Origin of the sequence: Rheinheimera fenheensis (genome assembly GCF_039871805.1) — a bacterium.
Lineage (GTDB): Bacteria > Pseudomonadota > Gammaproteobacteria > Enterobacterales > Alteromonadaceae > Alishewanella > Alishewanella fenheensis.
In genome coordinates, this window is sequence record NZ_JBDPJM010000003.1 from 267,461 (window position 1) to 291,806 (window position 24,346).

General features: G+C 50.7%; 22 protein-coding genes and 1 pseudogene. 16 read left to right on the forward strand and 7 right to left on the reverse strand.

Features of this window, described 5'->3' with window-relative positions; genetic code table 11:
- Nucleotides 1-42 precede the first annotated feature (42 nt).
- A complete protein-coding gene (locus ABGI61_RS06780; RefSeq protein ID WP_347598817.1) occupies nt 43-1,494 on the reverse strand; it encodes an OmpP1/FadL family transporter in 1,452 nt (483 codons plus the stop codon).
- Nucleotides 1,495-1,773: 279 nt separating this feature from the next.
- Between ABGI61_RS06780 and ABGI61_RS06785 the strand changes: the two genes are divergently transcribed.
- From ABGI61_RS06785 to ABGI61_RS06810, 6 genes are all read left to right on the forward strand, one after another.
- A complete protein-coding gene (locus ABGI61_RS06785) occupies nt 1,774-2,847 on the forward strand; it encodes an efflux RND transporter periplasmic adaptor subunit (RefSeq protein ID WP_347598820.1) in 1,074 nt (357 codons plus the stop codon).
- 173 nt (nt 2,848-3,020) lie between these two features.
- The gene (locus ABGI61_RS06790) at nt 3,021-6,275 is read left to right on the forward strand and encodes an efflux RND transporter permease subunit (RefSeq protein WP_347598823.1); all 3,255 of its coding nucleotides are present in this window, start codon (nt 3,021-3,023) and stop codon (nt 6,273-6,275) included.
- A complete protein-coding gene (locus ABGI61_RS06795; protein ID WP_347598826.1) occupies nt 6,272-9,334 on the forward strand; it encodes an efflux RND transporter permease subunit in 3,063 nt (1,020 codons plus the stop codon). The genes ABGI61_RS06790 and ABGI61_RS06795 overlap by 4 nt, the downstream gene beginning before the upstream one ends.
- A gap of 1 nt (nt 9,335) precedes the next feature.
- Nucleotides 9,336-10,211, forward strand: a complete 876-nt coding sequence (locus ABGI61_RS06800; RefSeq protein ID WP_347598829.1) for an alpha/beta hydrolase — start codon at nt 9,336-9,338, stop codon at nt 10,209-10,211.
- Between the two features lie 147 nt (nt 10,212-10,358).
- A complete protein-coding gene (locus ABGI61_RS06805; RefSeq protein ID WP_440590652.1) occupies nt 10,359-11,015 on the forward strand; it encodes a TMEM165/GDT1 family protein in 657 nt (218 codons plus the stop codon).
- 141 nt (nt 11,016-11,156) lie between these two features.
- Nucleotides 11,157-11,507 (forward strand): DUF4870 family protein, encoded by a 351-nt coding sequence (locus ABGI61_RS06810; RefSeq protein WP_347598832.1) that lies wholly within the window; start codon nt 11,157-11,159, stop codon nt 11,505-11,507.
- Between the two features lie 46 nt (nt 11,508-11,553).
- Here ABGI61_RS06810 and ABGI61_RS06815 read toward each other — a convergent pair whose 3' ends face one another.
- Together ABGI61_RS06815 and ABGI61_RS06820 are read right to left on the reverse strand one after the other, a co-directional pair.
- Nucleotides 11,554-12,201, reverse strand: coding sequence for an energy-coupling factor ABC transporter permease (locus ABGI61_RS06815; protein WP_347598834.1), 648 nt, complete (start codon nt 12,199-12,201; stop codon nt 11,554-11,556).
- A 53-nt stretch (nt 12,202-12,254) separates the two neighbouring features.
- The gene (locus tag ABGI61_RS06820; RefSeq protein WP_008219339.1) at nt 12,255-12,449 is read right to left on the reverse strand and encodes a hypothetical protein; all 195 of its coding nucleotides are present in this window, start codon (nt 12,447-12,449) and stop codon (nt 12,255-12,257) included.
- Nucleotides 12,450-12,583: 134 nt separating this feature from the next.
- Between ABGI61_RS06820 and ABGI61_RS06825 the strand changes: the two genes are divergently transcribed.
- Both ABGI61_RS06825 and ABGI61_RS06830 read left to right on the forward strand, forming a co-directional pair.
- The gene (locus ABGI61_RS06825) at nt 12,584-13,621 is read left to right on the forward strand and encodes a GlxA family transcriptional regulator (protein WP_347598837.1); all 1,038 of its coding nucleotides are present in this window, start codon (nt 12,584-12,586) and stop codon (nt 13,619-13,621) included.
- Nucleotides 13,569-13,814: a BlaI/MecI/CopY family transcriptional regulator gene (locus tag ABGI61_RS06830; RefSeq protein ID WP_347598839.1), complete on the forward strand. Its 246-nt coding sequence runs from the start codon at nt 13,569-13,571 to the stop codon at nt 13,812-13,814. Before ABGI61_RS06825 ends, ABGI61_RS06830 begins: the two co-directional genes overlap by 53 nt.
- Here ABGI61_RS06830 and ABGI61_RS06835 read toward each other — a convergent pair.
- Complete coding sequence (locus ABGI61_RS06835) at nt 13,811-14,614, reverse strand: DODA-type extradiol aromatic ring-opening family dioxygenase (protein WP_347598841.1); 804 nt, start codon at nt 14,612-14,614, stop codon at nt 13,811-13,813. The genes ABGI61_RS06830 and ABGI61_RS06835 overlap by 4 nt on opposite strands.
- A gap of 245 nt (nt 14,615-14,859) precedes the next feature.
- Between ABGI61_RS06835 and ABGI61_RS06840 the strand changes: the two genes are divergently transcribed.
- Entirely contained in the window at nt 14,860-15,033 is a 174-nt protein-coding gene (locus ABGI61_RS06840; protein ID WP_347598843.1) for a DUF3012 domain-containing protein, read from the forward strand.
- Between the two features lie 12 nt (nt 15,034-15,045).
- Nucleotides 15,046-15,852, forward strand: a complete 807-nt coding sequence (locus tag ABGI61_RS06845; RefSeq protein ID WP_347598845.1) for a TlpA family protein disulfide reductase — start codon at nt 15,046-15,048, stop codon at nt 15,850-15,852.
- 14 nt (nt 15,853-15,866) lie between these two features.
- Here ABGI61_RS06845 and ABGI61_RS06850 read toward each other — a convergent pair whose 3' ends face one another.
- Both ABGI61_RS06850 and ABGI61_RS06855 read right to left on the reverse strand, forming a co-directional pair.
- Nucleotides 15,867-17,135, reverse strand: coding sequence for a DEAD/DEAH box helicase (locus ABGI61_RS06850; RefSeq protein WP_347598848.1), 1,269 nt, complete (start codon nt 17,133-17,135; stop codon nt 15,867-15,869).
- 69 nt (nt 17,136-17,204) lie between these two features.
- Nucleotides 17,205-17,510, reverse strand: a complete 306-nt coding sequence (locus ABGI61_RS06855; protein ID WP_347598851.1) for a DUF6172 family protein — start codon at nt 17,508-17,510, stop codon at nt 17,205-17,207.
- A 327-nt stretch (nt 17,511-17,837) separates the two neighbouring features.
- Here ABGI61_RS06855 and ABGI61_RS06860 point away from each other — a divergent pair, with 327 nt between their 5' ends.
- The 6 genes from ABGI61_RS06860 to ABGI61_RS06885 all read left to right on the forward strand — a co-directional run bounded on the left by ABGI61_RS06860 (nt 17,838) and on the right by ABGI61_RS06885 (nt 22,524).
- Nucleotides 17,838-18,152 (forward strand): hypothetical protein, encoded by a 315-nt coding sequence (locus tag ABGI61_RS06860; RefSeq protein WP_347598854.1) that lies wholly within the window; start codon nt 17,838-17,840, stop codon nt 18,150-18,152.
- Between the two features lie 35 nt (nt 18,153-18,187).
- A complete protein-coding gene (locus ABGI61_RS06865; RefSeq protein WP_347598857.1) occupies nt 18,188-18,766 on the forward strand; it encodes a HutD/Ves family protein in 579 nt (192 codons plus the stop codon).
- 119 nt (nt 18,767-18,885) lie between these two features.
- Nucleotides 18,886-19,227, forward strand: a complete 342-nt coding sequence (locus tag ABGI61_RS06870) for a GNAT family N-acetyltransferase (RefSeq protein ID WP_347598860.1) — start codon at nt 18,886-18,888, stop codon at nt 19,225-19,227.
- 47 nt (nt 19,228-19,274) lie between these two features.
- On the forward strand, nt 19,275-19,607 hold the full coding sequence (locus ABGI61_RS06875) for a type II toxin-antitoxin system RelE/ParE family toxin (RefSeq protein WP_440590635.1): 333 nt from the start codon (nt 19,275-19,277) through the stop codon (nt 19,605-19,607).
- Nucleotide 19,608: 1 nt separating this feature from the next.
- The gene (gene nadS, locus ABGI61_RS06880) at nt 19,609-19,893 is read left to right on the forward strand and encodes a NadS family protein (protein ID WP_347598863.1); all 285 of its coding nucleotides are present in this window, start codon (nt 19,609-19,611) and stop codon (nt 19,891-19,893) included.
- Between the two features lie 351 nt (nt 19,894-20,244).
- Nucleotides 20,245-22,524, forward strand: a complete 2,280-nt coding sequence (locus tag ABGI61_RS06885) for a YgiQ family radical SAM protein (RefSeq protein ID WP_347599098.1) — start codon at nt 20,245-20,247, stop codon at nt 22,522-22,524.
- Nucleotides 22,525-22,619: 95 nt separating this feature from the next.
- On the opposite strand, the pseudogene ABGI61_RS06890 reads toward ABGI61_RS06885, so the two are convergent.
- A pseudogene (locus tag ABGI61_RS06890) lies at nt 22,620-24,296 on the reverse strand (methyl-accepting chemotaxis protein); the annotation flags it as partial.
- Between the last annotated feature and the right edge of the window lie 50 nt (nt 24,297-24,346).

The following is a 24,346-nucleotide window of genomic DNA, read 5'->3' on the forward strand; positions in this document are numbered from 1 at the left end:
AAAAAGGCGATCTCATGATCGCCTTTTTACGTTTGATAGGGGTTAGAAACGATAGTTGGCCTGTACTGCTAACAACTGGCCTTTATTGCTGTACTGGCCCTGAAAGCCGCTGTTATACAACGGTTCGTCCTGCACATTGTACTCGCGCTCATCCACCGTCACATCGCCGGTAAACAGGTAGCCATAGGCAAAATCCAGGCTGAGCTGCTCGCTAAACTGCCAGGTCGCGCCTACGGTCAACCACACCCGATCGTCGGTGGGAATACGCGCCGTTTTATGGCTTTGGCTAATGGGGTTTTCATCATAGGCAATACCGGTTTTCAGTGTCAGATCTGGTCGGTAAACATAGGTAGCACCCAGCGCGAACGACCAGCTGTTATGCCAGTATTCAGGAATATAGCCAATGTAACCCTCGCTATTCAGGTTTGGCTCGCGTTGGGTGTTCAGTGAAATGCTGGGGTTGGCATCATTGCTAACAATATCAATGCTTTCAAACTTGCTCCACTGGGTCCAGGCTGCACTAAACTGCAGCGACAAGGCTTCTGTCAGCTGTTGATCCAGGCTAAAGGCGGCAGTGGCGGGTGTGGTTAAATCCAGCTGGCTTTTTTCAATCAGCACGTCATTACTGGCCAATTTACCGGTGCGGGCATCTAACAGCGGTAATTGCGGCATGCCCGGTACCGGCACCAGGTAAGGCAGACCGTTAGCGCTGGTCACGGGTGTATTAGTAATAACCGAGTCGCCTTTTAAGGTGTAGTCAACTGCTGAGTGCCAGGTAAAGGCTAAGCGGGTGCCTGCAATCGGCTCACCATGAATACCCAGGGTGTAGCCAAAAGCGATATCATCGCCTTCTACTTCATAATGGCTTTGGCAGATGGCGTCATTAAAAATGGCGCCTAACATCGGGCCAGCTTCACATAAGCCACTGTGATCTTTGAATTTGGATAAGGTGCCCTCAGCGCGGTTTAACGAAATACCCAAACCCACCGACCAGCTGTCATTTAGCTTGTACGCCAGTGTCGGTTGCAGGCTTAATACCTGCACTGCGGTTTCATCGGCAAAGTAACGGCCGACAAAGTCATCGTCATAGTCTGACGACAAACCAAACGGCACATAAAAACCGATACCCCAACTTAATTGATCTGACACTGTATCGGTGTAAAACACAAAAGGCACCAGCTCATTCAAACTATTTGCGCCTTCGGTACGACCAACAACAGACTGACCATTTGCATTTTGCGCACTGGCGTTACGGTAGTTGGTTTTCGCGCTGATCAGGTTTAAACCAGCCGATAGCTGGGCACCGTCTAATTGAGTTAATGCCGCAGGGTTAGAGTGCACCAGGCTGGCATCAGTAATTTGGGCACCACGGCCGGCATAAGCATTGCCCATGCTGCTAACCGATTGCTCAAAGAGTTTATAGCCCTCAGCGTGCGCCGACACACTGGCAAGGCTGGCGATAATAGCTACAGACACGGCGGTTTTTCTAAACATATACATACCCTGTTGAATGTAAAAGCCGCCAGTATAAAGAGGTCATACCTTAGAGTACATACTCTAGAGCGTAAAAGGTTGTGGATTAGTCGTACGTGAATGAGCTTTATCACCATTAATTAGTGAATTTGACCAAATTTAACCTGGGTTGGATGGCTTGAAAATGCTTAACATATTTTATGTTGTTGAAAATATTCAGGAATTAATGTTTTTGTCAGCTGGCATAGCCTCTGCATTAAGCCTGTTAACTTGCACTGTTTTTTGTTTTCCAAAGGATGAATGATGAAAACCTCACACAGCATTAAACTGACCGCCGCCGCTGCCATTATCGCCAGTCTGTTGGTCAGTGGTTGTAACCAGGCCAACAGCTCCACCGCCGCCACCAAGGCCGAAGCCGTAGTGGCCATACCGGTAGAAGCCGTATTAACCCGCCAGGGTGAGATCAGCAGCAGTTACCGTACCACCGCCACCCTGGAAGCCCGCGCTGAAGCTGAAGTGATCAGTAAAGCCACCGGCATCGTGCAGCAAATCCTGGTTGAAGAGGGCGATAAAGTAGTAGCTGGCCAGTTGCTGGCGGTGCTGGATAACGAGCGCCAGCAATACAGCCTGCAAAAAGAAAAAGCTGAATTAAGCCGGCTAAACAGCGAACTTAAGCGCATGGAAGAGATGTACCAGCGTAAACTGATCAGCGCCGACGTATTTGAAAAGCTGCAATGGCAACACGATGCCCTGATGGCCAGCGTGAGCTTAGCCGAGCTGGCGGTAAAGGAAACCCAAATTCGGGCTCCGATTGACGGCGTGGTGTCACGCCGCTATGCCAAAGTGGGTCAGTTGGTTAACCAGCATGCCGTGCAGTCTTTGTTTCATCTGGTATCAAACCAACAGTTAGAAGCCGTAGTGCATTTACCTGAACAGCAACTGGCGCAGGTCCGTCTGGGCCAAACTGCCCAGCTACAGTTTGCCGGTATGACACCGGTAACGGCTACGTTGGTGCGCATTGCGCCGGTAGTGGATGCACAGTCTGGCACAGTGCGCGCTGTGCTGAATGTGGCCAACGACAGCCAACAGTTAAAACCCGGTATGTTTGCTCAGGTGCAGCTACAGTTTGATGTAAAACCCGATGCCTTATTGCTGCCAAAACGGGCGCTGATGAGTACCGACAATAGCCAGACCGTGTTTGTGATTGATGCTGAGCAAAAAGTGAGCCGTAAACAGGTGCAACTGGGCTATCAGGCCGACAATACGGTTGAGGTGCTGTCAGGCTTGGCGCTGGGTGACAGGGTGGTGATTGCCGGCCAGTCGGCGCTGAAAGACGATGCGCTGGTTAATGTGGTTACCACACGCGAATTTTGACGAATAAGTGAAACCAACCGGGTTACCCACGCCGACACGCCGTAAATCCATCCCTGGGGGCTCGTCTCAGCTCGTCCAGGGCTTCAACGGTCAGCTTAGGGTAACCCGGTTCTCCATCTGAACTTAATTAAAGTGCAACAACAAAAATAACAACGTTCACAGGATATGACGCTATGAAGCTGGTCGATACCGCGGTAGCCCGCCCCGTTACCATCTGGATGTTTACCCTTGGCATTTTGCTGTTTGGTCTGGTCGCTGCAGGCCGTCTGGCAGTAAACCTGCTGCCCGATTTATCTTACCCATCACTTACCGTGCGCACTGAATTTGTCGGTGCTGCGCCGGCAGAAGTAGAGCAGCTGGTGAGTAAGCCGATTGAGGAAGCTGTCGGTATTGTTAAAGGCGTGCGCAAGGTGATGTCAGTATCGCGCTCGGGCCGCTCTGATGTCGTGATGGAGTTTGACTGGGGCACCGACATGGACTTGGCTGCGCTGGAAGTGCGCGAAAAACTGGATGTGTTGTTTTTACCGCTGGAAATTGAAAAGCCGCTGCTACTGCGTTTTAATCCCAACCACGACCCGATAGTGCGGCTGGCACTAAGCCGTGATAATAGCGGTGAAGCATTAAGTCCGGCGCAATTGGTTAGCCTGCGCACCTTTGCTGAAGAAGATTTACGCCGCACGCTGGAATCCTTACCGGGCGTGGCGGCTGTGCGGCCTGATGGCGGCTTAAGTCAGGAAATTCAAATTCTGGTTGACCCACAAAAGCTCAGCCAGCTGCAATTGGACATCAGCCAGATTAGTGACCGCCTGCGCCAGGAAAACCTGAATCAGGCCGGTGGCCGCTTAGAAACCCCAAGCTACGATTATCTGGTACGGACCATTAACCAGTTTGCTGACTTAAATCAGATTGAAAATTTATACCTGGCAGAGGTAAGCGGCAGTCAAATCCGTTTAAAAGACGTGGCCGAGGTACGTGACAGCTTTGTTGACCGGCAGAGTATTACTTACATCGACGGCAAAGAAGCCATTGAAGTGGCCATTTACAAAGAAGGCGATGCCAATACCGTACAGGTGGCGCAAACGCTGCTGGCGCAACTGCCACAGCTTGAAAAAGCGCTGCCGGCCGGTTATCGCTTAACCCTGGTTTATGATCAGTCAGAGTTTATAAAACAAGCCATTGATGATGTAAAATCTGCAGCTGTGGTCGGCGGTATCCTGGCTATGCTGGTGCTGTATCTGTTTTTACGCAACGCCTGGGCCACACTGATTATTTCGATTTCTATTCCGGTATCGGTCATTGCCACCTTTAACCTGATGTATGGTCAGGGCATTACGCTGAACATGATGAGCTTAGGCGGTATTGCACTGGCAGTGGGTTTACTGGTTGATAACGCTATCGTCGTGTTGGAAAACATTGCCCGGCATAAAGAGCAGGGCAAACCGGCTTTTGAAGCGGCAAAAATTGGCACGCGTGAAGTGTCGATGGCGATTACGGCCTCTACCTTAACCACAGTAGCGGTATTTTTCCCGCTGGTGTTTGTTGAAGGTATTGCCGGTCAGCTGTTTCGTGATCAGGCGTTAACGGTCACCTTTGCGCTACTGGCCTCGTTAGTGGTGGCGCTCACGCTTATTCCTACCATGGCCGCCCGTGAGCGTCACCAGACAGCAGGAGATGCCCCCGCCTTGCAAACCGCTACCGAGGAATCAGTACGGCGCTGGTATTACTGGCCAACCTGGCCATTGCGTATGCTGGGTAAGGCACTACGTGGTTTGGCGTTGCTGGTGCTTAGCGTATTGACACTGCTATTTCGTCTGGTTAGCCGTGGCCTTGCGCTCGTGTTTAAGCCGTTACTACTGGCGGTGCAATGGCTGTTGGTTAAACTCGAAGCTCTGTATCGGCGCACGTTAAATGGCGCCCTGAAACTAAAAGCCCTGACGCTGAGCCTGACACTGATCATCGCCGCGTTATGTTTTAGTCTGTTACCACGCTTAGGCGCCGATGTGATCCCAGCCATGAGCCAGGGTGAGTTCTTTGTTGAAATACAGCTGCCTGTTGGCAGTGCCATTGAGCAAACAGATAAGGTGCTGACTCAACTTGCGGCACTGGCTGGCGAGCAGGCAGGTGTAAAGCGCAGTTACGCTCAGGCTGGCACCGGTGCCCAGATGACAGTCGATCCCAGCATCGGCGGTAGCCACTGGGGCCGGTTAAATGTGGTGTTACAAAGTGACAGTAGCGCAGAGCAGGAACAACAGGTGATTTCTGTGCTACGTGACTTTCTGGCGCAACAACCGGACATCAGCGTTAAAATAGACCGGCCACAGCTGTTTAGTTTTAGCACACCGCTGGAGATTGAACTGTCGGGGTATGAGCTGGCACAATTGAAAACCGCCGCCGATAGCTTGCTATTGGCACTGGAAGCAGAAGATCGCTTCAGTGATGTGAAAACCAGCCTGCGTCCCGGTCAGCCAGAAATTACCCTGTATTTTAATCATGGTTTGTTATCCCAGCTGGGCCTGACCTCGCATGATGTCGCCAAGCGCGTTGCTGCCTATGTGGGTGGCGAGCTGGCCGGCCAGTATTCGGTAAACGATAGAAAAATCGATATCCGTGTACGTTTAGCCGAGCAGTATCGCCAGTCTGAACAGCAACTGGCGCAGCTTATTATTAACCCCGGTAGCGACAAGCCGCTGCCGTTATCGGCTGTCGCCGAGATAAAACGTGAGACCGGCCCCAGTGAAATTACCCGTATTGGCCAGCAGCGGGTGGCGGTGGTTAGCGCGAACCTGGCATTTGGCGACTTAGAACAAGCCACTGCGGCAGCACAGCGTATTTTAGCCGCGCAAAATCTGCCTTATGGTGTAACTGCCGCTGTGGTGGGGCAAAGCGAAGAGATGCAACGGGCTTATACCTCGCTGACCATGGCGTTACTGTTGGCAGTATTTTTGGTGTATCTGGTGATGGCTTCGCAGTTTGAAAACCTGCTGCAGCCGCTGCTCATATTGTTTACTGTGCCGCTGGCCGGCGCCGGTGCCGTATTAGGTTTATGGCTAACCGATACCCGGTTATCCGTCATCGTATTTATCGGCCTGATTATGCTGGCCGGTATCGTGGTGAATAACGCCATTGTGCTAATTGACCGTATTAATCAGCTGCGAGATGAAGGACTGGCGCTAAAGCAAGCTATTGTCGACGCCGGTGCCAGCCGTTTACGTCCGGTGTTAATGACCACCTTAACCACCATTTTAGGCTTGTTACCCATGGCACTGGGCAGCGGCGATGGCAGCGAGATCCGCGCGCCGATGGCGATAACGGTCATTTTTGGTTTGGCGCTGGCTACCTTGCTCACGCTGCTGTTTATCCCGGTGTTGTATGCGCTGGTTAGCCGCGACAAACCTCAACGCCCGGCTACAGAGGAGGTAGGTGTATGAGCCAGCAACCTCTGTGGTTAACCCGTGTTGCACTAAGCCGGCCGGTGACGATTTGTATGTTGTTTTTGTCGATGTTGGTGTTTGGCATTATCGCCAGCCGTATGCTGCAACTGGAGAAATTCCCGGGTATCGATATACCGCAAATCTTTATCAATGTGCCGTACACCAATGCCACGCCGACAGAAATCGAGCGCCTTATTACCCGGCCGGTAGAAGAAGCCTTAGCAACAGTAACAGGCGTGAAAGAAATGCGCTCCTGGTCCAATGAAAACAACAGTGAAATTTCGCTGGAGTTTAACTGGGAAGAGAACATCAACAGCAAAAGCATTGAAGTGCGTGAGCGGCTGGACAGTATCCGCCATTTATTACCGGATGATGTAGAGCGGGTGCTGGTGTTTCAGTTTAACACCAATGATATGCCGATTTTTCAGCTGCGCATTTCCAGTGAGCGTGACTTAGCCATGGCCTATGATTTGCTGGAGCGGCAAATTAAACGGCCGCTGGAACGGGTTGCGGGTGTATCTAAAGTGGAATTATATGGCGTTGAAAAGCGTCAGGTCATTATCCGCTTGGATCCGGATAAAATGCGCGCGCTGAATATTGATGCGCAAACTGTCGTACAGACGCTTAAGGCGAATAACTTTGCCATGACTGCGGGTGAGCTGCGCAATGGTGACAACAGCATACTGGTAAAGCCGGTTGGCGAGTATCAACAGCTGGAGCAAATTGCCGCCTTGCCACTACGCCCGGGGTTAAGTTTACGCGAGGTGGCTACGGTGCAGCTGGAACTGCCCAAACGTGAAGATGGCCGTCATCTGGACCAAACCTATGCCGTGGGCATGAATGTGTTTAAAGAGTCTGGCGCCAATCTGGTCGAGGTAGCGAAAGCCGCACTGGCCGTGGTAGAGGCCGCCGATAAGGATCCGGCGTTTAACGGCATCAGTTTATATATCATGGACGACATGGCCGACGGTGTAACCACGTCGTTATCTGATCTGTTAAGCGCCGGTGGCGTGGGGGCATTGCTGTCATTTGCGGTGTTGTATCTGTTTCTGCGTCATGTCGGCACTACTATGGTCGTGGTATTGGCTGTACCAGTATCGATTTGTATTGCGCTGGGTGTAATGTACTTCCTTGGTTACAGCCTGAATATTTTAAGCATGATGGGCCTGATGCTGGCCATAGGTATGCTGGTGGACAACGCCGTCGTGGTGACCGAGAGTATCTTCCGTGAGCGTGCGCAGGGCGGCGATGTCAAAGCGGCTACGGCCCGCGGTGTGCGCCGGGTTAGCCTGGCCGTTGTCGCCGGAACTGCCACTACGGCTATCGTATTTTTACCCAATATTGTCGGGCAAAAAATGCAGCTGACCATCTTTTTAGAGCATGTAGCGATAGCAATTTGTTTATGTTTGGCGGTCAGTCTGCTGATGTCGCTCACGCTTATTCCCCTGTTAACCACCAAACTCAATATGCAACTTAAGCAAACGGCGCAAACCGGCAACGCTGAGCGCGGCTATCGTAAAGCCTTAAGTATGGTGATGTACCATCCGCGTTGGTCAGCTTTGGTTGCCGTGTTGCTGCTGGTCAGCATTGTTATCCCGATTGGCATGGTATCGGGCGGTGATGATGACAACGAAGACAGCGACCGGCTATTCCTTAATTACAATGTGCAGGGCAACTACGCGCTGAGCGAAGTGGAAGCTGAAGTTAGTACCATGGAAGCGTTTTTATACGACAATAAAGACAAGTTTGATATCGAATCGGTGTACAGCTATTACCGCGCCGGCTATGCCATGTCTATCGTTATTCTAAAACCGCAGCTTAGCCAACCTCTGGCAGCGCTAAAAGAAGCCATTCGTCAAGACTGGCCGGCACTGGTGCGCTCGAAACCATCTTTCGGCTGGGGGAATAATGGTGGTATGCAGGTGCATCTGCTGGGTAGCTCAACTGAAGTGCTGCTGGCGCTGGCTGAGGATATTGAGCCGATGCTGGCGGGGGTTAAGGGCCTGGAAGATGTCAGCTCAGATATCGCCCGTGGTCAGCAGGAGCTGCAAATACGGCTTGACGCAGAACAGTTACAGCGTCATGGCTTGAGTGCACAGCAGGTCGCCGGCGCGGTGGCGCTGGCACTTCGCGGCACCAACCTTCGTACCTACCGCAGTCTGGAGCAAGGCGAGCTGTTAATGCGGGTGTTGTATGACGAGCGCGTCAGTCAGTCGCAAACTGAGCTGGCAGCGCTGCCTATTTTAACCAAAGAAGGGGTGGTTATTAGTCTGGCACAACTGGCTAGCTTAAGTTTTGCGCCGAGGTTAGATCAGATCAGTCGCTTTGACCGGCAAACCGGCATCGCCATTCGGATGAACCTGGCTAAAGACTACCAAATGGATAAAGCCCGGGAGGATATCAAACAGGTGATGGACCAGTTAGCACTGCCGCCCGGCTATCGCTGGTCATTTCAAGGAAGCTTCCAGCGTCAGGATGAATCGCAGCAGGTTATGCTGGTAAATATGCTGCTGGCGGTGGCGATGATTTATATTGTGATGGCGGCGCTGTTTGAATCGTTACTGCTGCCAACGGCGGTGATCGGCTCCCTGCTATTTTCACTGGTAGGGGTATTCTGGACCTTCCTGTTTACCGGCACCAGCATGGGGATTATGGGCATGATCGGCATGCTGGTATTGATGGGTATCGTCGTGAATAACGGTATAGTGCTGGTTGATCGCATTAATCAAGACCGTCAGCTCATGCCCGACACACCGCTGCGTGAACTCATTATCAGTGCCAGTGAGTCACGCTTAAGGCCTATTTTAATGACGGTGGCCACTACGGTTTTGGGGTTATTACCACTGGCAATGGGCGGTACTCAAATTGGTGGTGATGGGCCAAGTTATGCGCCTATGGCGATTGCCATTATCGGTGGTTTGCTGTTTTCCACCCTGACCAGTTTGGTGTTGGTGCCGTTAACATACTGGGGCCTGGTCAAACTGACTGCTGGCTGGGCCAGCTGGCGTGCGCAGTCGGTACGTTGGGCCGATAAAGTGATCAAAGTAAAGGGATAAGATGTTGCAACTTCAGCTAATGCCATTGCTGTTCACTTTGCTGTGCTGCGCGGGTTTCGCACGTGGCGCAGTAGAGCTCCCTCAACAAAAACCGTCAACCGCTGCAGTAAATGTGCAGCTGCTGACGCAACCGTTTTTACTGCAGGGGTTAAACCGTAGCCGTCAGGTACGGCTATACCTGCCGCCGGATTACACCACAAGTGATAAACACTACCCGGTGTTGTATATGCATGATGGCCAGAATGTATTCGATGCCGCCACCGCTTATGCCGGCGAATGGGGTGTGGATGAAACCCTTAATCAACTATCTGCTGAGGGCTGGTTGGATCTGATTGTCGTAGCGGTAGATAATGGCGCTGAACACCGGATGACCGAATACAGTGGCTGGGATAATCCACGTTTTGGTGCTGGCGAGGGGGAACAGTATACCCGTTTTCTTAGCAACACGGTCAAACCTTATATCGATCAGCATTACCGTACACGGCCAGGCGTCGAACACACCGGTATTATGGGTAGCAGCATGGGCGGTCTCATCAGCCACTATGCGTTGTTTAATCAACCCGGTGTATTTAGCAAGGCGGGAATTTTTTCACCGTCGTATTGGTATGCTGATGCGGTATTTGCGCAAACCGATAGCAACCTTTTGCCGGCCACCAGCCGGATCAGCCTGCTGGTAGGCGACAAAGAAGGACGAGACATGGTTAGCAATCTGCAGAAGATGGCCAACCTGTTGCGCCAGCAAGGCTTCGCCACCAGCAATTTGTCAGTTAAAACGGTCGCGGGTGCTGAGCATAACGAAGCGTTCTGGCGCAGTGAGTTTAGTGACGCCGTGTTGTTTTTGTTTAATCCGGCGGCGTTTTATCTGAAGCGACGTTAAAAAGCAGGTTGAGCGACAGCAACGTACACGCTATAATCCGCGCCGTCCTTAAGGGAGTAATCTGCTGCGGTGCTTTACCGCAGCGGTGTGGTCAACATACTTGTGATGCAATGCACATGGCCACAGCGTTCAGCGCCCGCTGAATTGATGAGACTTAAGACACTGCAGTGGCCCATAGCGGGAGCCATTGTCGTGTCTTATGTGAACTCCCGCTCAGGTAATTTCATGGAAGCCTTATTTTCCTCCTTCACTGCAGTCGCTATTGCTGAAATTGGCGATAAAACCCAGCTATTATCGTTATTTTTAGCCGCGCGTTTTCGTAACAAAGGCGCCATTATTGCCGGTATTTTGGTAGCGACCTTGCTAAACCATGCGGCATCGGCCTGGCTGGGCGTTTGGGTAGCACAGTTTATTCCGACGAATTGGCACAACTGGCTGCTGGGCGGCAGCTTTATTGCTGTGGCGCTGTGGTTACTTATTCCTGATAAAGATGATAGTGAAGACACCGGTGTGCTGCGCTTTGGTGCCTTTGCTGCCAGCTGTATTTTGTTTTTCCTGGCCGAAATTGGTGATAAAACCCAAATTGCTACCGTGCTGTTAGCTGCCAGTTTTAATGACGCCGTCTGGTGGGTGATCTGGGGGACCACGCTGGGTATGTTGGCGGCCAATGTGCCTGTGGTGTATGCCGGCAGTTGGTTACTGCAAAAAATACCGCTGGCACTGGCGCGCAAAACGGCATGTGCGGTATTTATGCTACTGGGGCTTTATATAATCTGCTCCGATCAGTTGCTTGCTTTGGGGTAAATAGCTGTTTAAGCAGGAAAAACCATTGCCCGGCCGTGCGTTTAGCGCTATGTTGCAAAGCGAAGCTGCCCATGTAGCACCGGTTCGGTCTTGGGGTGGTTTTCTTACAATAACAATAGTGGCAGTAAAGGAGAGAGTGTCATGAATGACATTAATGCAGCGCCGGCGGTAAATTCGTCTACCGCTAAACTGGTATATGTGTTGTATTTGGTGGGGTTGGTGTTTGGTATCACCGGCATTATTGGTGTAATAGTCGCTTATGTGAATAAAGACGATGGCCCGGATTGGCTGCAAAGCCATTATCGCTTTCAGATCCGTACTTTCTGGATGGGTTTAGTGTACATCCTGATTGGTAGCGTGTTATCGGTCGTGCTTATCGGCTGGTTTGTCATCCTGTTCTGGGTGGTATGGCTGATTATTCGCAGCGTGAAAGGTTTAAAGCAACTGGGTTTAGCGCAGCCGGTACAAGACGAAAAAACCTGGATGTTCTAATTCAGGTGTGATGAAAAAGCGAAGCTGTGGCTTCGCTTTTTTATGCCTAACGCTCGGGTGATAAATATTCCCGATCGTAAAAGGTGCGCAACCAATGCGGCCGGTAAATCGCCATCAGGGTAACGGCACTGCCGTTTAGCAGCGCCTCCGGGAACCAGAGTAACAGTGCCAGTAGCCAGTAATTGTCGATAATTTCCTGCCAGCTATAGCGGCCTTCCAGGCCAAACCACAGTGCTGTCAGGCTAATTTGCAGCACTATGGTTAACGCTGCCGCTAAAAAACCCGCGACAAAAATATACACAAACAAATGCCGGTTTAAGTAACGGTAGCTGGCTAAAAACAGCGTGTAGCTAAACAGTGCCGGTAGCATTACACTGCACAGCATATAAAGACCAGCGTCTTGCCACGGCAGTTTGCCAAAGCCAATCAACAGCAGCAGCGGTGCAATTGTTATCCAGCAGGCAATACGCCAGCCATGGCACAGCACCAGCGTGGTAAGCAGCAAAAAATGCAGGTTAAGGCCGTCTTTAATCCCGGCTTGTACGCTCCAGAGCAGACTTAACGCCACCACAGACGCGAAGACAAAATGCTGATAGCCTGCCTCGGCGCGCAGTTTGGGCAACAGTTCGCGTGGGTAATACATTACCAGCCATACCAGCGCAATCAAGATACCGGCTAACTGCCAACTGCTCATAACCTGCTATTCCGTCTTTTAGCTATAGCAATAGTGTAACGGCTGGCAGGGCCTCAGTCATTGCTGTTGTCGTCATCGCGTACTTCATAAAAATGAGCCGCGCCCACTGCTGTGCTTAGCAGTAACAGCGGGATGGCAAAAAAGTGCATCATTAGTGACAGCTCTGCGGCAAAGTTAATCCAAAAAAGTAACAGCCAGCTGATAAGCCAGGCGGCGATGGCCAGCCATTTAGCGTTAAGGGTATTCATACTGCCTCCTGCATGGGGTGATTCGATACGACAATGTCAGTCTAGTCCTTGCTAAAAGGTGTTTGCAGTGTCACTATTGATAAAATAAGGGTGAAAAGTGACAGGTTGTCGCGATAGATATCAGGAAAGCACAAATGAAGCAGATTGCGGTATTGGCTACCAACAGTAGCATCAGTAGCGATATATTTGGCTTACTGGACTTTTTTGAGTACTGCAATGTGCTGTGGCGGTACCATCAGCATGACGCTGCACCATTATTTCATTGTTACCTGGTGTCACCGGATGGCGGCCCACTTACTTTAAAACAAGGCGTTACCTTTAACATTGAACCGCACGACTGGCTGCAAGCTGATGCGATTGTTGTAGCGCCGGCTTATGCTTATAACCGGGCACAACTGACGGCGATTGCAGAGCCATCTAAAGCGTATTTTTCTGGTTTAAGGCAAGCGGTGGCGAACGGTAAACTTATCGCGGCTAATTGCACCGGCACCTTTATACTGGCTGCCAGTGGCCTACTGGCGCACAAGACCGCTACTTCAAGTTGGTTCTTTAAAGACGTGTTTCAAAACCTGTATCCTGAAGTGCACTTGCAGCTAAATAAATTGCTGGTGCAAGATGGCAATATACTGACAGCAGGGGCGACAACGTCTTTTGTTAACTTGTGCCTGGCGTTAACAGAATTGTTAGTGGGTGAACAGTTTGCCCGCCAGATTGCAAAAGTGATGCTAACCGACCCAAATCGCAGCTCGCAAATTCCCTACATGGACTTATCCATTGGCCAGCAACATAACGACTTGCTGATCCAGCAGGTACAAAAACATCTGGCGAAAACGCTGTCAGAACCTTTTGCCCTGGAGCTACTGGCGGAGCAGTTTCATTTAACTAAACGCACCTTGCTGCGCCGATTTAAGGCGGCTTTAAATGATACACCGCTTAATTATCTGCAGCGCCTCAGGGTAGAGCAAGCTAAACGCTTGCTGGAAACTACTAATCAGCCGGTTGAACAAATAGTGCTGCAAGTGGGCTATGAAGATGTCAGCTCGTTTCGTAAGCTATTTTTGCAGTACACCGAATTAACGCCCAGCCAATACCGGCATAAATTTATGCAGGAAGGTAACTTTGCTTGTTGCGATGCAGGTGCTGTGGCAACAACAACCTTTGTTAGCCAATAATGTCGTTACCGTGTTAGATAACGAAAAAGACAGGCGGGCTTTTTCGTATTATCCGCTCATAGACCAACAGCAATATCAGCTTGAGCAAGGCCGGTCCTTTGTTGAGCGAATTTTTTCGGGCCGGATAGCCCATTTGGTTGCCGGGCCAACTGATGGCGCTGCTTTTGTGCGCTTAAACTACTTCCGGGTTTAATCAAACCAGCCAAATGCCAGTACTTCGCGTTGAATTACCTCATGCTGAAACAGCAGTTTGGCGCGGCTGCCTTTGGCTGCGCCAAAACAGACATGCAATGGTAATAAATGCTCTTCACGCGGGTGCATTAGCCGGGCATAGGGGGCATCAAGCCAGGCATTTAGACGTTTGGCTTGTTCATCGTAACTGAGCACGGAGTTTAAGCTGTCGATTAAATACTGATTAAACGCTGCCACTTGCTGCTGGCTTACTACATCAGGCTGAAAAAACGCCCGCATATTATGAAAGCTCATACCCGAGCCTATAATCAGCACATTTTTCTGTCGTAAAAAGGCGATAGCCTCACCCAGCTTAATATGCAGCGCAGGATCTAAATGGCGCTGCAACGATAGTTGCAGCACCGGTACATCGTGTTGCGGCCGCAACATTAACAGCGGTACAAAAACACCATGATCCAAGCCGCGGCTATTATCCAGCTGCGCAGCAAAGCCATGCTGTTGCAATACTGCGGTAATGTCATTTGCCAAAGCCGGGGCACCGGGTGCAGGGTAGCGGTACTGGTAGCTTTCTGGTGGGAAACCAGCGTAATCAAATAATAATTCGGGCTTTGCAGCACTGGTTAACGCTGGCACTGTCGTTTCCCAATGCGCACTCACGACCAGTATGGCATCAGGTTTTGAAAGGCTTTGCCCAAGTGTGGAGATAAATTGCGTCAGGTGTTTGTGGCTTGCATCGCCCAACAGCGGCAATGGGCCGCCGCCATGAGGTAAAAACAATACTGGAGCCAACGATGCAGACATGATGAAACCTAGGCCGTTATAGATGTGGCAAGCTTAGGTTAAGCATTGATTCTATTCAATAGATATAAAGCTGGTAAATATTGCGCTTAATGTTCTTATTAATAGAATGTTTTGTGCTGGCGGTGTTGCCGTTACGGCAAAAGCTGTTTTACAGCCAGTATCAGCCGCTGGCATACTGGTGAGCATTTGGCAGCATTTAATACGTCACATTGGTTAATCCGTGTGATCTGTAAACAGGAAACAGTATGAAAGCAGTAAGCGTTATTGTCGTGTTATCGCTGGCGTTGTTGGCCGGCTGTGCCCCGGAAGTCGGTTCGAAAAAATGGTGTGAGCAGTTGGCTGAGAAGCCCAAAGGCGATTGGACAGCAAATGAGGCTAAAGACTACGCCAAGCATTGTTTGCTGCGCTCTGACGACTAACGTACAACTGTTGTGCCGTTAAGTATCTCAATCGGCCCACTGTCTTTACCCACGGCGGTATTGCTGCTGTTTATCAGTGTGGTACTGGGGCTGGTTGTGGCACGCCTTGTTGGCCGTGGCCAAACGCAAAGCGCCACCGATGCACTGTTATTGATTGTATTGACTGCACTGCTGTTTGGCCGTCTGATCTTTGTGCTGCGCTTTGCCGACAGCTATCAAAGTGTTTGGCAAATGCTGGATTTTCGAGATCGTGGCATTGACCCGGGCGCTACTGTGCTGGCGGCGCTAGTCCTTACTGCGGTGCAGTTTCGCCGACATAAAGAACTTAAAAAAGCCATACTAAGTGGCGTAATCAGCGCTGCCTTGTGTCTTGGTGCAGGCTCGTTTTGGCTACATAGCCAGCAGCAACAGCAGGTGCTGGCTAATTTTACCCTTGAAACGCTGTCTGGTTACCCGGTAGCGCTACCGGACATGGCGCAGGGAAAACCGGTGGTGCTTAACTTATGGGCCAGCTGGTGCCCGCCATGCCACCGGGAAATGCCGCACTTGTTAGCGGCTGAGCAGCAATATTCTGACGTGCGCTTTATGCTGGTTAACTTGCAGGAAAACCGCGCCACAGTGCAAGAATACCTGCGCAAGCATCAATTACACTTTGGCCACGTGTTGCTTGATACCCGCGGGGATGTCGCCAGTTACTACGGGGCGCAGGGTGTGCCGGCTACGCTGTTTTTTAACGCCGACGGCACCCTTAGCAGCGCCCATTTTGGTGAGGTGTCCAAAGCAATTTTGCAGCAGGGAATTGCCGGGGCTTATCAGTAAAGCCCCAGCGTTTGTTACTTTTTAGCGCGCGGTTTGGGTTGTGCCGCGGTTTTCTTCCGGCTACTTAATTCTATCTTTGTTTCACCGGCTTTATTGGCCCGGCCGCTTAACACTTTACGCGACAAACTTTTTAGCAGTGATTCGCGGTTACTGACTTCAAAGCCCGGTTTAACTACCCGCTTAATGTTAGTGCCAATCAGTTTCTCAATCCGATTTAAGCTTTGCTCTTCTTCGCGGCTGACAAACGACAGCGCATTGCCGCTGGCACCGGCGCGGCCGGTGCGGCCGATGCGGTGTACATAATCTTCCGGCAGGTAGGGCAGGTTGAAGTTAACCACATAATCCAGCCCCTGAATATCCAGGCCGCGGGCGGCGACTTCTGTGGCAATTAATACCTGCAGCTTCGCCGATTTGAAATCGGCAATAGCCCGGCGCCGGGCGCCCTGGCTTTTATCGCCATGGCACACTGCGGCGTCGATGCCGCGTTGTTGTAAGCCGGCTAACAGTTGGTCGGCCTGCTGTTTGGTGCTGGTAAATACCAGCACCTGAAACCAGTTCTGCTCGGCTAACAGCTGCTCAAACAACTCGATTTTGCGGCTCTCTTCTACCGGGTACACCACATGCTGCACCGTATCTGCCGTGCTGTTTACTTTGGTTACCCGAATTTGCTGGTGGTTTTTCAAAAGCTTATGCGAAAGCTCATTTACTGCCGGCGAGCTGGTGGCAGAAAACAGCATGGTTTGGCGAGAGGTTGCTGTTGAGCCGACAATTTTCAGCACGTCGGTACTAAAGCCCATATCCAGCATGCGATCGGCTTCATCCAGCACCACAAATTCCACATCAGACAAGATCACATTACCCAGTGCCATATGCTCTAACAACCGCCCGGGGGTGCTGACGACTATATCAACGCCTGCGCTGAGTTTATTGGCCTGCAAACCCATTTTCACGCCGCCGTACAATGCGGTGGCGCTAAGTGGCAGTAACTTCGCATAACGTGTTACGGCGTTGGCAATTTGCTCGGCTAACTCGCGGGTGGGCGTAAGTATTAATGCGCGCGGGCGCTTGGCCACGTTAGCTTTGGGTTTATCCAGCATGCGCTGCAGAATCGGTATAGTAAAGGCCGCCGTTTTACCGGTGCCGGTTTGGGCGGTAACCTGTAAATCTTTGCCGCGCCGCGCTGGAGGTATGGCCTGCTGTTGTACCGGTGTCATCTCGCTGTAGCCACAGGCATCCAGCGCCTGTTGTAGCTCAGCGGCTAAATCTAATGATGAGAATTGCATAAGGTGTCCTTGGTAGCAGCGCTACCCTAAAAAGCTGTAGCTGCGCAAGCATAACATGCGCTGGCGAAATTACTCGGCGCTGTCAGTATCCGGCCGTGGCTGATGCTTACAAGCGCGGGCCAAAATTTCAACGTACACCGCGTCCAACTGCTGTGCGGCCGCGGCATCAATATGTTTATTAATTTCCGAGGTGAATATTGCAACGGCTTCGTCTGCTGTGGCGCCAAAGCGGCAATCAAAGGTCCAATAGTCCATACCGTCAGGCAGGGCTTTGCGCCGCTCGCGGTTTAAATACTTTTTAATGTCATGCTTAACAAGTTCAACCCAGCGCTCGGCTTTATGTTTGGGGTGGGTTAACAAAAAGGTTTTTTTCATCTGTAGTCCTGCCAATAGGCACCAGGGCGCCAACACGGAGTGTGTTATAAAGCGCGCATTCTACATGGTTAGCGCCAAGATAACCGGCATTATCTGCTATTTTGTTACAACAGCCTGAATGTGCATGGTATTTGCCGGTAACTGCAACGTTAAGCCTGCTTGCGTTTTACTAACCACCAGGTAAAGAGCCGGGCGTAGCACTTGTTGGAAGTTCGCCAGGCGCAGCTCATGCGTAAATGGCCTGGCACGCAACGGCTGCTCAGCTTGTGTTCATCCCTCTGCAGGTTAAACTTAGTGCACATCTTTACCACTAAGGCATGGTGCTTTATGGCGCGAACCTTATCTCCCAACGCGACATCATTGCTTTATCGGCGGCACATTTTTGTTTATCTGGCGATGGCTGCTGCCTCGTTGTTGCTTATCCCTTTTACTGCCATGCAGTTAACTGACGAAGTTAATTGGAGCAATGGCGACTTTATTATGATGGCGCTGCTGTTGTTTTTCAGCAGCAGCGCCTTTGTAGTTATTGCGCGTAAAGTAGCACCGGCGCAGCGGCTGTGGCTAGCATTAGGTGTGGTACTGGTGTTTTTTTACTGCTGGGCCGAGCTGGCAGTGGGGATCTTTTTTCAGTTTGGCAGCTAGTGTTACACCAGTTTGACATGGTGAAGTGAGTTTAAATGATTGAGACAATTACCCCAGCGCAGTGGCAAACCCAGCGCTGGCAAAACGGTGGCGGCGTTACCCACCAGCTATGTCGTCAGGACGATGAACAGGGCCTGCTATGGCGTTTATCCATCGCAGAAGTAGCCAGCGACGGGCCGTTCTCCCGCTTTGATCATATCGATCGTATTATTATGCTGCTTGAAGGCAGTGGTTTTCGCCTGCATGGCGTGGCAGATAGCCCCAAATTGCTGGACACACCGCTTGTCCCCTTTGCCTTTGCCGGTGAAACGCCTATTCACTGTACTTTGATAAACGGCGCCGTGCGCGACTTTAACCTGATGACCCGCCGCGCTGCAGTACAACCCCAGCTGCAGGTGCTCAGTATTGGCAGCGAAGCCCAAACATTAGCGCTAAGTGCGCAAACACTTATTTATGTCGCCAGTGATAGTGTGGATATCGTGCTTGGCCATCAGACATTAACATTAGCGGCCCAGCACACGCTAAGCCTAAGTAATGAAAGCGGCAGCGTGCAGTTAAGCAGTATTGCGGGCACTAAGGTGATTTTTATAGGGGTGTCATTTACGCAGGATTAGTAAACGACTTTTAATGGGGGGCAGGACGGTCGCTAATATTCGCTCCTACAAGAGTTTAGTGACTTTGACAGCTGGCTGAGGTAGGTTTAGCCGATACTGCTTTGATAAAAAAGCCTCTAATGCCACTAACTTCTGCGCGTCTGTATATGACGCCACTTACTCAGCAAGACTGGCCGTTGTTTCAGCAACTGCACAAGACACCTGATGTTATAGCGCAGTGTTTTGATGAACCAACAGACGCCGAGTTACAGCAGAAATTTCAATCACGGCTGCAGGCTTGGCACAAAGACGCCAACCATTGGTTATGTTTGGTAATGCGCCAGCGGGATACCGGTGAAGCTATCGGTGTTACCGGTTTTGGTATGACAGAGGGTAGAGCCGAAGTAGGGTATTTGTTGTTACCCGCGTTTTACGCTCTAGCTTTTCTGGCAAGTAGCATTAGCTTGGATAATTCAATCTAAAGGTGTACTATGTACATCATCTTTGGCTTACAAGGAGGTAAGTTTTGATATGGCATGCCATAGAGTTTATTGAAACGTCGCTGTTTACCAGGCAGATAAAACAGATTGCCACTGATGAAGAGCTGAGAATATTACAGCAACAGCTGATAGCTCAGCCGATGAAAGGTGATCTGATAGCTGGTACTGGTGGGCTACGAAAGGTGCGTATGGCAACTGACGGGCAGGGTAAAAGTGGTAGCGCCAGAGTCATCTATTTTGTGGCAACGGCAGAGATTATCTATCTTCTGTTGGCTTACGCTAAGAACGAAAAAGACAGCCTGACCGCAGCTGAAAAAGCTGAGTTAAAGCAGTTAACCAAGTTACTTAAAGGTGAGGTGTAGTATGAGTATCTTTAATGAACTAAAGGATTCTCTGACAGAGGCAGTACAGATTAAGCAAGGCCAGAAAACGGCGAGCCGGGTGACCCGCTACGAGGTTGCCGATGTGAAAGCCTTGCGTGAAAGCCTGGCCATTACTCAAGCGCAGTTAGCCCAAGCGCTGGGTACCAGTGTTGATACCATTAAAAGCTGGGAGAGCAAGCGGCGCAACCCAACCGGCCTGGCCGCCAAAGTGCTGGCCACTATTCAGGATAACCCCGAGTTCTACCACCAACTGGCCGCACATTAATCTGGCAGGTACACCAAACAACCAAAAAGGCGCATTATTTCGCCCTTAACTTTTGCAGCAAATAAAGCCTTGACCAAGTTTGGATTTTCGGTAAATGTACCTTAGCAGTTAAACCAGCAGTTCTATTTGTATTGGAGTGAGTCAAGCAAAAGCGAAACCTGACGACGAAGAGGCGATATGCGAGTCGGTTGGAAAAAGAATAAGTGGACTTAACATTCTGAGCTCGTACGCACGACCATTCGCCTTTCCCCACCACTCCTTGTATAATACGCGCCCTTGTTACACTCAGGTGCTTAATTTATGTCCACTGTTGCTACTACCGTTTCCCGCAAGTCTGCCCCTGTAGCACGCATGGCGCCTGAGCGCGATTTATTCTCCTACCCGAAATACTGGGCCGAGTGCTATGGCACGGCGCCGTTTTTACCTATGTCACGCGCCGAGATGGACAAACTGGGCTGGGATAGCTGCGATGTTATTTTGGTAGTAGGCGATGCCTATGTAGACCACCCCAGCTTTGGCATGGCGGTAGTCGGGCGCATGTTAGAAGCGCAGGGCTATCGGGTGGGCATCATTGCCCAGCCAAACTGGCACAGCAAAGACGACTTTATGCGCCTGGGTAAGCCGAACCTGTTTTTTGGCGTGTCGGCCGGCAATATGGACTCGATGATTAACCGCTACACCGCGGATAAAAAGCTGCGCCATGACGATGCCTACACACCGGGCGATGTCGGCGGCAAACGGCCGGACAGGGCTGTTACGGTGTATACCCAGCGCTGTAAAGAAGCCTATAAAGACGTACCGGTAATTATCGGCGGTATTGAAGCCAGTTTGCGCCGTATTGCGCACTATGATTACTGGTCAGAGAAAGTGCGCCGTTCGGTGATTTTCGATGCCAAGGCCGATATCTTAATTTACGGTAATGCCGAGCGTCCGTTGGTGGAAGTGGCACACCGCATTGCCTCGGGTATACCGGTAAGTGAGATACAGGATGTGCGCGGCACGGCGGTTATTCGCAAAGAGCCTCTGCCTGGCTGGCGCGGGGTAGATTCCACCGCTATTGATAAAATCGGCAAAATTGACCCTATTCCTAACCCCTACGGAGCTGATGATGTCGGCTGTAGTAGCTACTCTGAGTTTGCCAAAGCCGGTATCGATTTAACTAAGCCTGCGGAAGTGGAAGCTAAACCCATTATGGTGCAGCCGCCGCGGCAAAAACCGTGGGAGCAAACCTACGTTAAGCTGCCGGCCTTTGAGCAGGTAAGCGTAAATAAGCCGCTGTATGCCCATGCCTCGCGCATTTTGCACCAGGAAACCAACCCCGGCTGTGCCCGCGCTATCATGCAGCGCCACGGTGACCGGCACATTTGGGTGAACCCGCCGGCATTTCCGCTTAGCACCGAAGAGATGGACTTAGTGTTTGGCCTGCCGTATCAGCGCGTGCCGCACCCGGTATATGGCAAAGAGAAAATTCCGGCCTACGAGATGATTAAAACCTCGGTGAATATTATGCGCGGCTGCTTTGGCGGCTGTTCGTTCTGCTCGATTACCGAGCATGAAGGCCGCATTATTCAGAGCAGGTCGAAAGAGTCGATCATGCAAGAGATCAAGGATATTCGCGACAAAGTTCCCGGTTTTACCGGCGTGATATCCGATCTTGGTGGCCCAACGGCCAATATGTACCGCTTAAACTGTAAGAACCCGAAAGCCGAGCAAACCTGTCGTCGTCCGTCTTGTGTGTATCCAACCATTTGCGAGCATATGGATACCGACCAAAGCCCGACGGTAGAACTGTACCGCGAAGCGCGTAATTTACCTGGCATTAAAAAGGTGCTGGTCGCTTCAGGCGTGCGTTACGATTTAGCAGTAGAGGACCCTAACTATGTGCGCGAGCTGGTGCAGCACCATGTTGGCGGCTATTTAAAAATCGCGCCGGAGCATACCGAGGAAGGCCCGTTATCAAAAATGATGAAACCGGGCATGGGCGCCTATGACAAGTTTAAAGAAATGTTCGACCGCTTTAGTAAAGAAGCCGGCAAAGAGCAGTTTTTAATTCCGTATTTTATTGCCGCGCATCCCGGCACCACCGACATGGACATGGTTAACCTGGCATTGTGGCTTAAAGAGCGTGATTTTAAACTGGACCAGGTACAAAACTTTTACCCCAGCCCGATGGCAAATGCGACCACCATTTACCATACCGAAATGAACTCGCTGAAGAACATCAACAAAGCCAATGATGAAGTGGTACCGGTGCCCAAAGGTGAACGGCAGCGCCGCTTGCATAAAGCCATACTGCGCTACCACGACCCGAAAGGCTGGCCAATGATCCGCGAGGCACTAATCAAGATGGGTTTGGCACATTTAATTGGCCGCACCAAAGGCTGTTTAGTGCCGCCCGAGAGCAAAGACGAGCAGTTTAAAAAGCCACTTAAAGGCGGTAAGCCTGCGCTAAGTCGCCATACCGGTTTAAACCCGGCGGCCAAGGCGGTAGCCAAGCGCAGTGAGCATGGAAAGCTTAGTGAGAATGGTAAACGCAGCCAGACGGAAAGCCAGGGCAAGCAGCCGTTTAACGCTAAGGCTGGAAGCAAAGCCAGCAACGGCGCTAAAAACGGTAAAGGCCGTAAGCACTAATCGGCGGCCGTTTTTACTTAGCTGGCTTTACTGTTGAGTGATTTTAGTGTCGTAGCCAAATCTTGCAGCAGGGTTTGATTGCGGCTTACTACACTATTAATCTCACTGGCTGAACTGCCGGCTTTGGCGGCCAGGTTACGTACCTCGTCGGCGACTACAGAAAAACCGCGCCCGGCATCACCGGCGCGGGCCGCTTCAATAGCAGCGTTCAGTGCCAGCAAGTTGGTTTGATCGGCAATGGCATTAATGGTCGATACCATCTGATTAATACTGCTGCCTGACTGCAACAGCTGTTGCATCACTTGCTCTGACTTACTGACTACTTTCAAACGTTCAGAGATATCAGTGCCATATAAAATGACCTTATTTACCTTACCGTAAGGATCAGTTATCGCGCTGATATTGGCAGCAAACCAATATTCTTTTTGTTGAGGTTTAAACATAAGCTCTTTGCTAACGGAGCCGCCTTTCATTATTGTGCTGATTTGTTGCTCGCTGAGTAAGTTTCTCCAACTACCAACGGCAGTTCGGAATTTATCACTGCTAATATCTGAGTGACCATCCAAATAGTTATTTATACCAACAAGGGTGCCATCGAGGCGCCACTCCAATACCAACTGTAACTCATTAAGCGCCGCCAAACGTGTTTCAGACTCCAAGGCGGCCATTTTCACCGAGGTAATATCGGCCAAAATTGCAATATAGCCGCTGTAGTGGCCATTTGCTGACGTAACCGGGTTACTGGTGACAGATATCCATAACGAACTACCGTCTTTTCGGTGCACTTCAATTTCATCATAAAAAGCATTCGGTGCGTCTAACTCCGCCGTCATACGATCAAAGGTGGTTTTGTCAGAGCGCGGGCCAATTAAAAACTCTTTCGCCCTATGGCCAATCACCTCTTTTGCGCTATAGCCCGTCATTCGCTCAAAGCCGCGGTTTACATACAATACCAACTTTTGGCTGTCAGAAATGATAACGGCATTGTCTGTTTCGTTGGCTACTAATGACAGTAATTCAAACTCTTCCCGCTGTAGTACGTCGGCCGTGATGTCACTGGCAAACTTAACAATTTGTACTACTTTGCCGTCAGCCGATTTAATCGGGTTGTAGGTTGCATGGATCCACACTTCTTTACCGTCTTTGCCAAAACGGCGGTACTCAGCAGTCTGAAATGTGCCGCTACGCAAATTCTGCCAGAATTTCTGATAGGCGCTACTTTGCGCCTCGGCCGGTGCGACAAACATTTTATGGTGCTTACCCTGGATCTCTTGCAGTGAATAACCCATGAGTGACAAAAAGTTGTCGTTGGCGTCTTCGATAATGCCGTCAGTCGTAAAGGTAATAACAGCCTGGGCACGATGAATGGCTTTTATTTGTGATTCTACCGCAGCACGCGCCATAACTTGCTGTGTTACATCGCTGGCAAATTTTATAATGCGTTCAACTTTACCCCGGCGCAGAATGGGCGTGTAAGACGCCTGAATCCAAACCGGCTTACCTTGTTTGGTTCGGCGGCGAAATTCTGCTGTTTGTGCTTTGCCGTTTCTAAGTTGTTGCCAGAAATCTTTATACTCTTTGCTATTGTGCTCTTGCGGCTCAACAAAAATAGCATGATGCTTACCCGTGACTTCATCCAGGCGATAACCCATCAGGTTAAGAAAGTTATCATTAGCGCTTTGAATATTGCCGTTCAAGTCAAATTGAATGACGGCTTGTGTTGAGTTTATCGCAGAAACAATATCGTTGGCTGAAGAGCGAATTCCGAACATAGCGACACTCCGGTTAGTTTGCTAGTTAATGTAGGTGAGCAATTGCTGCC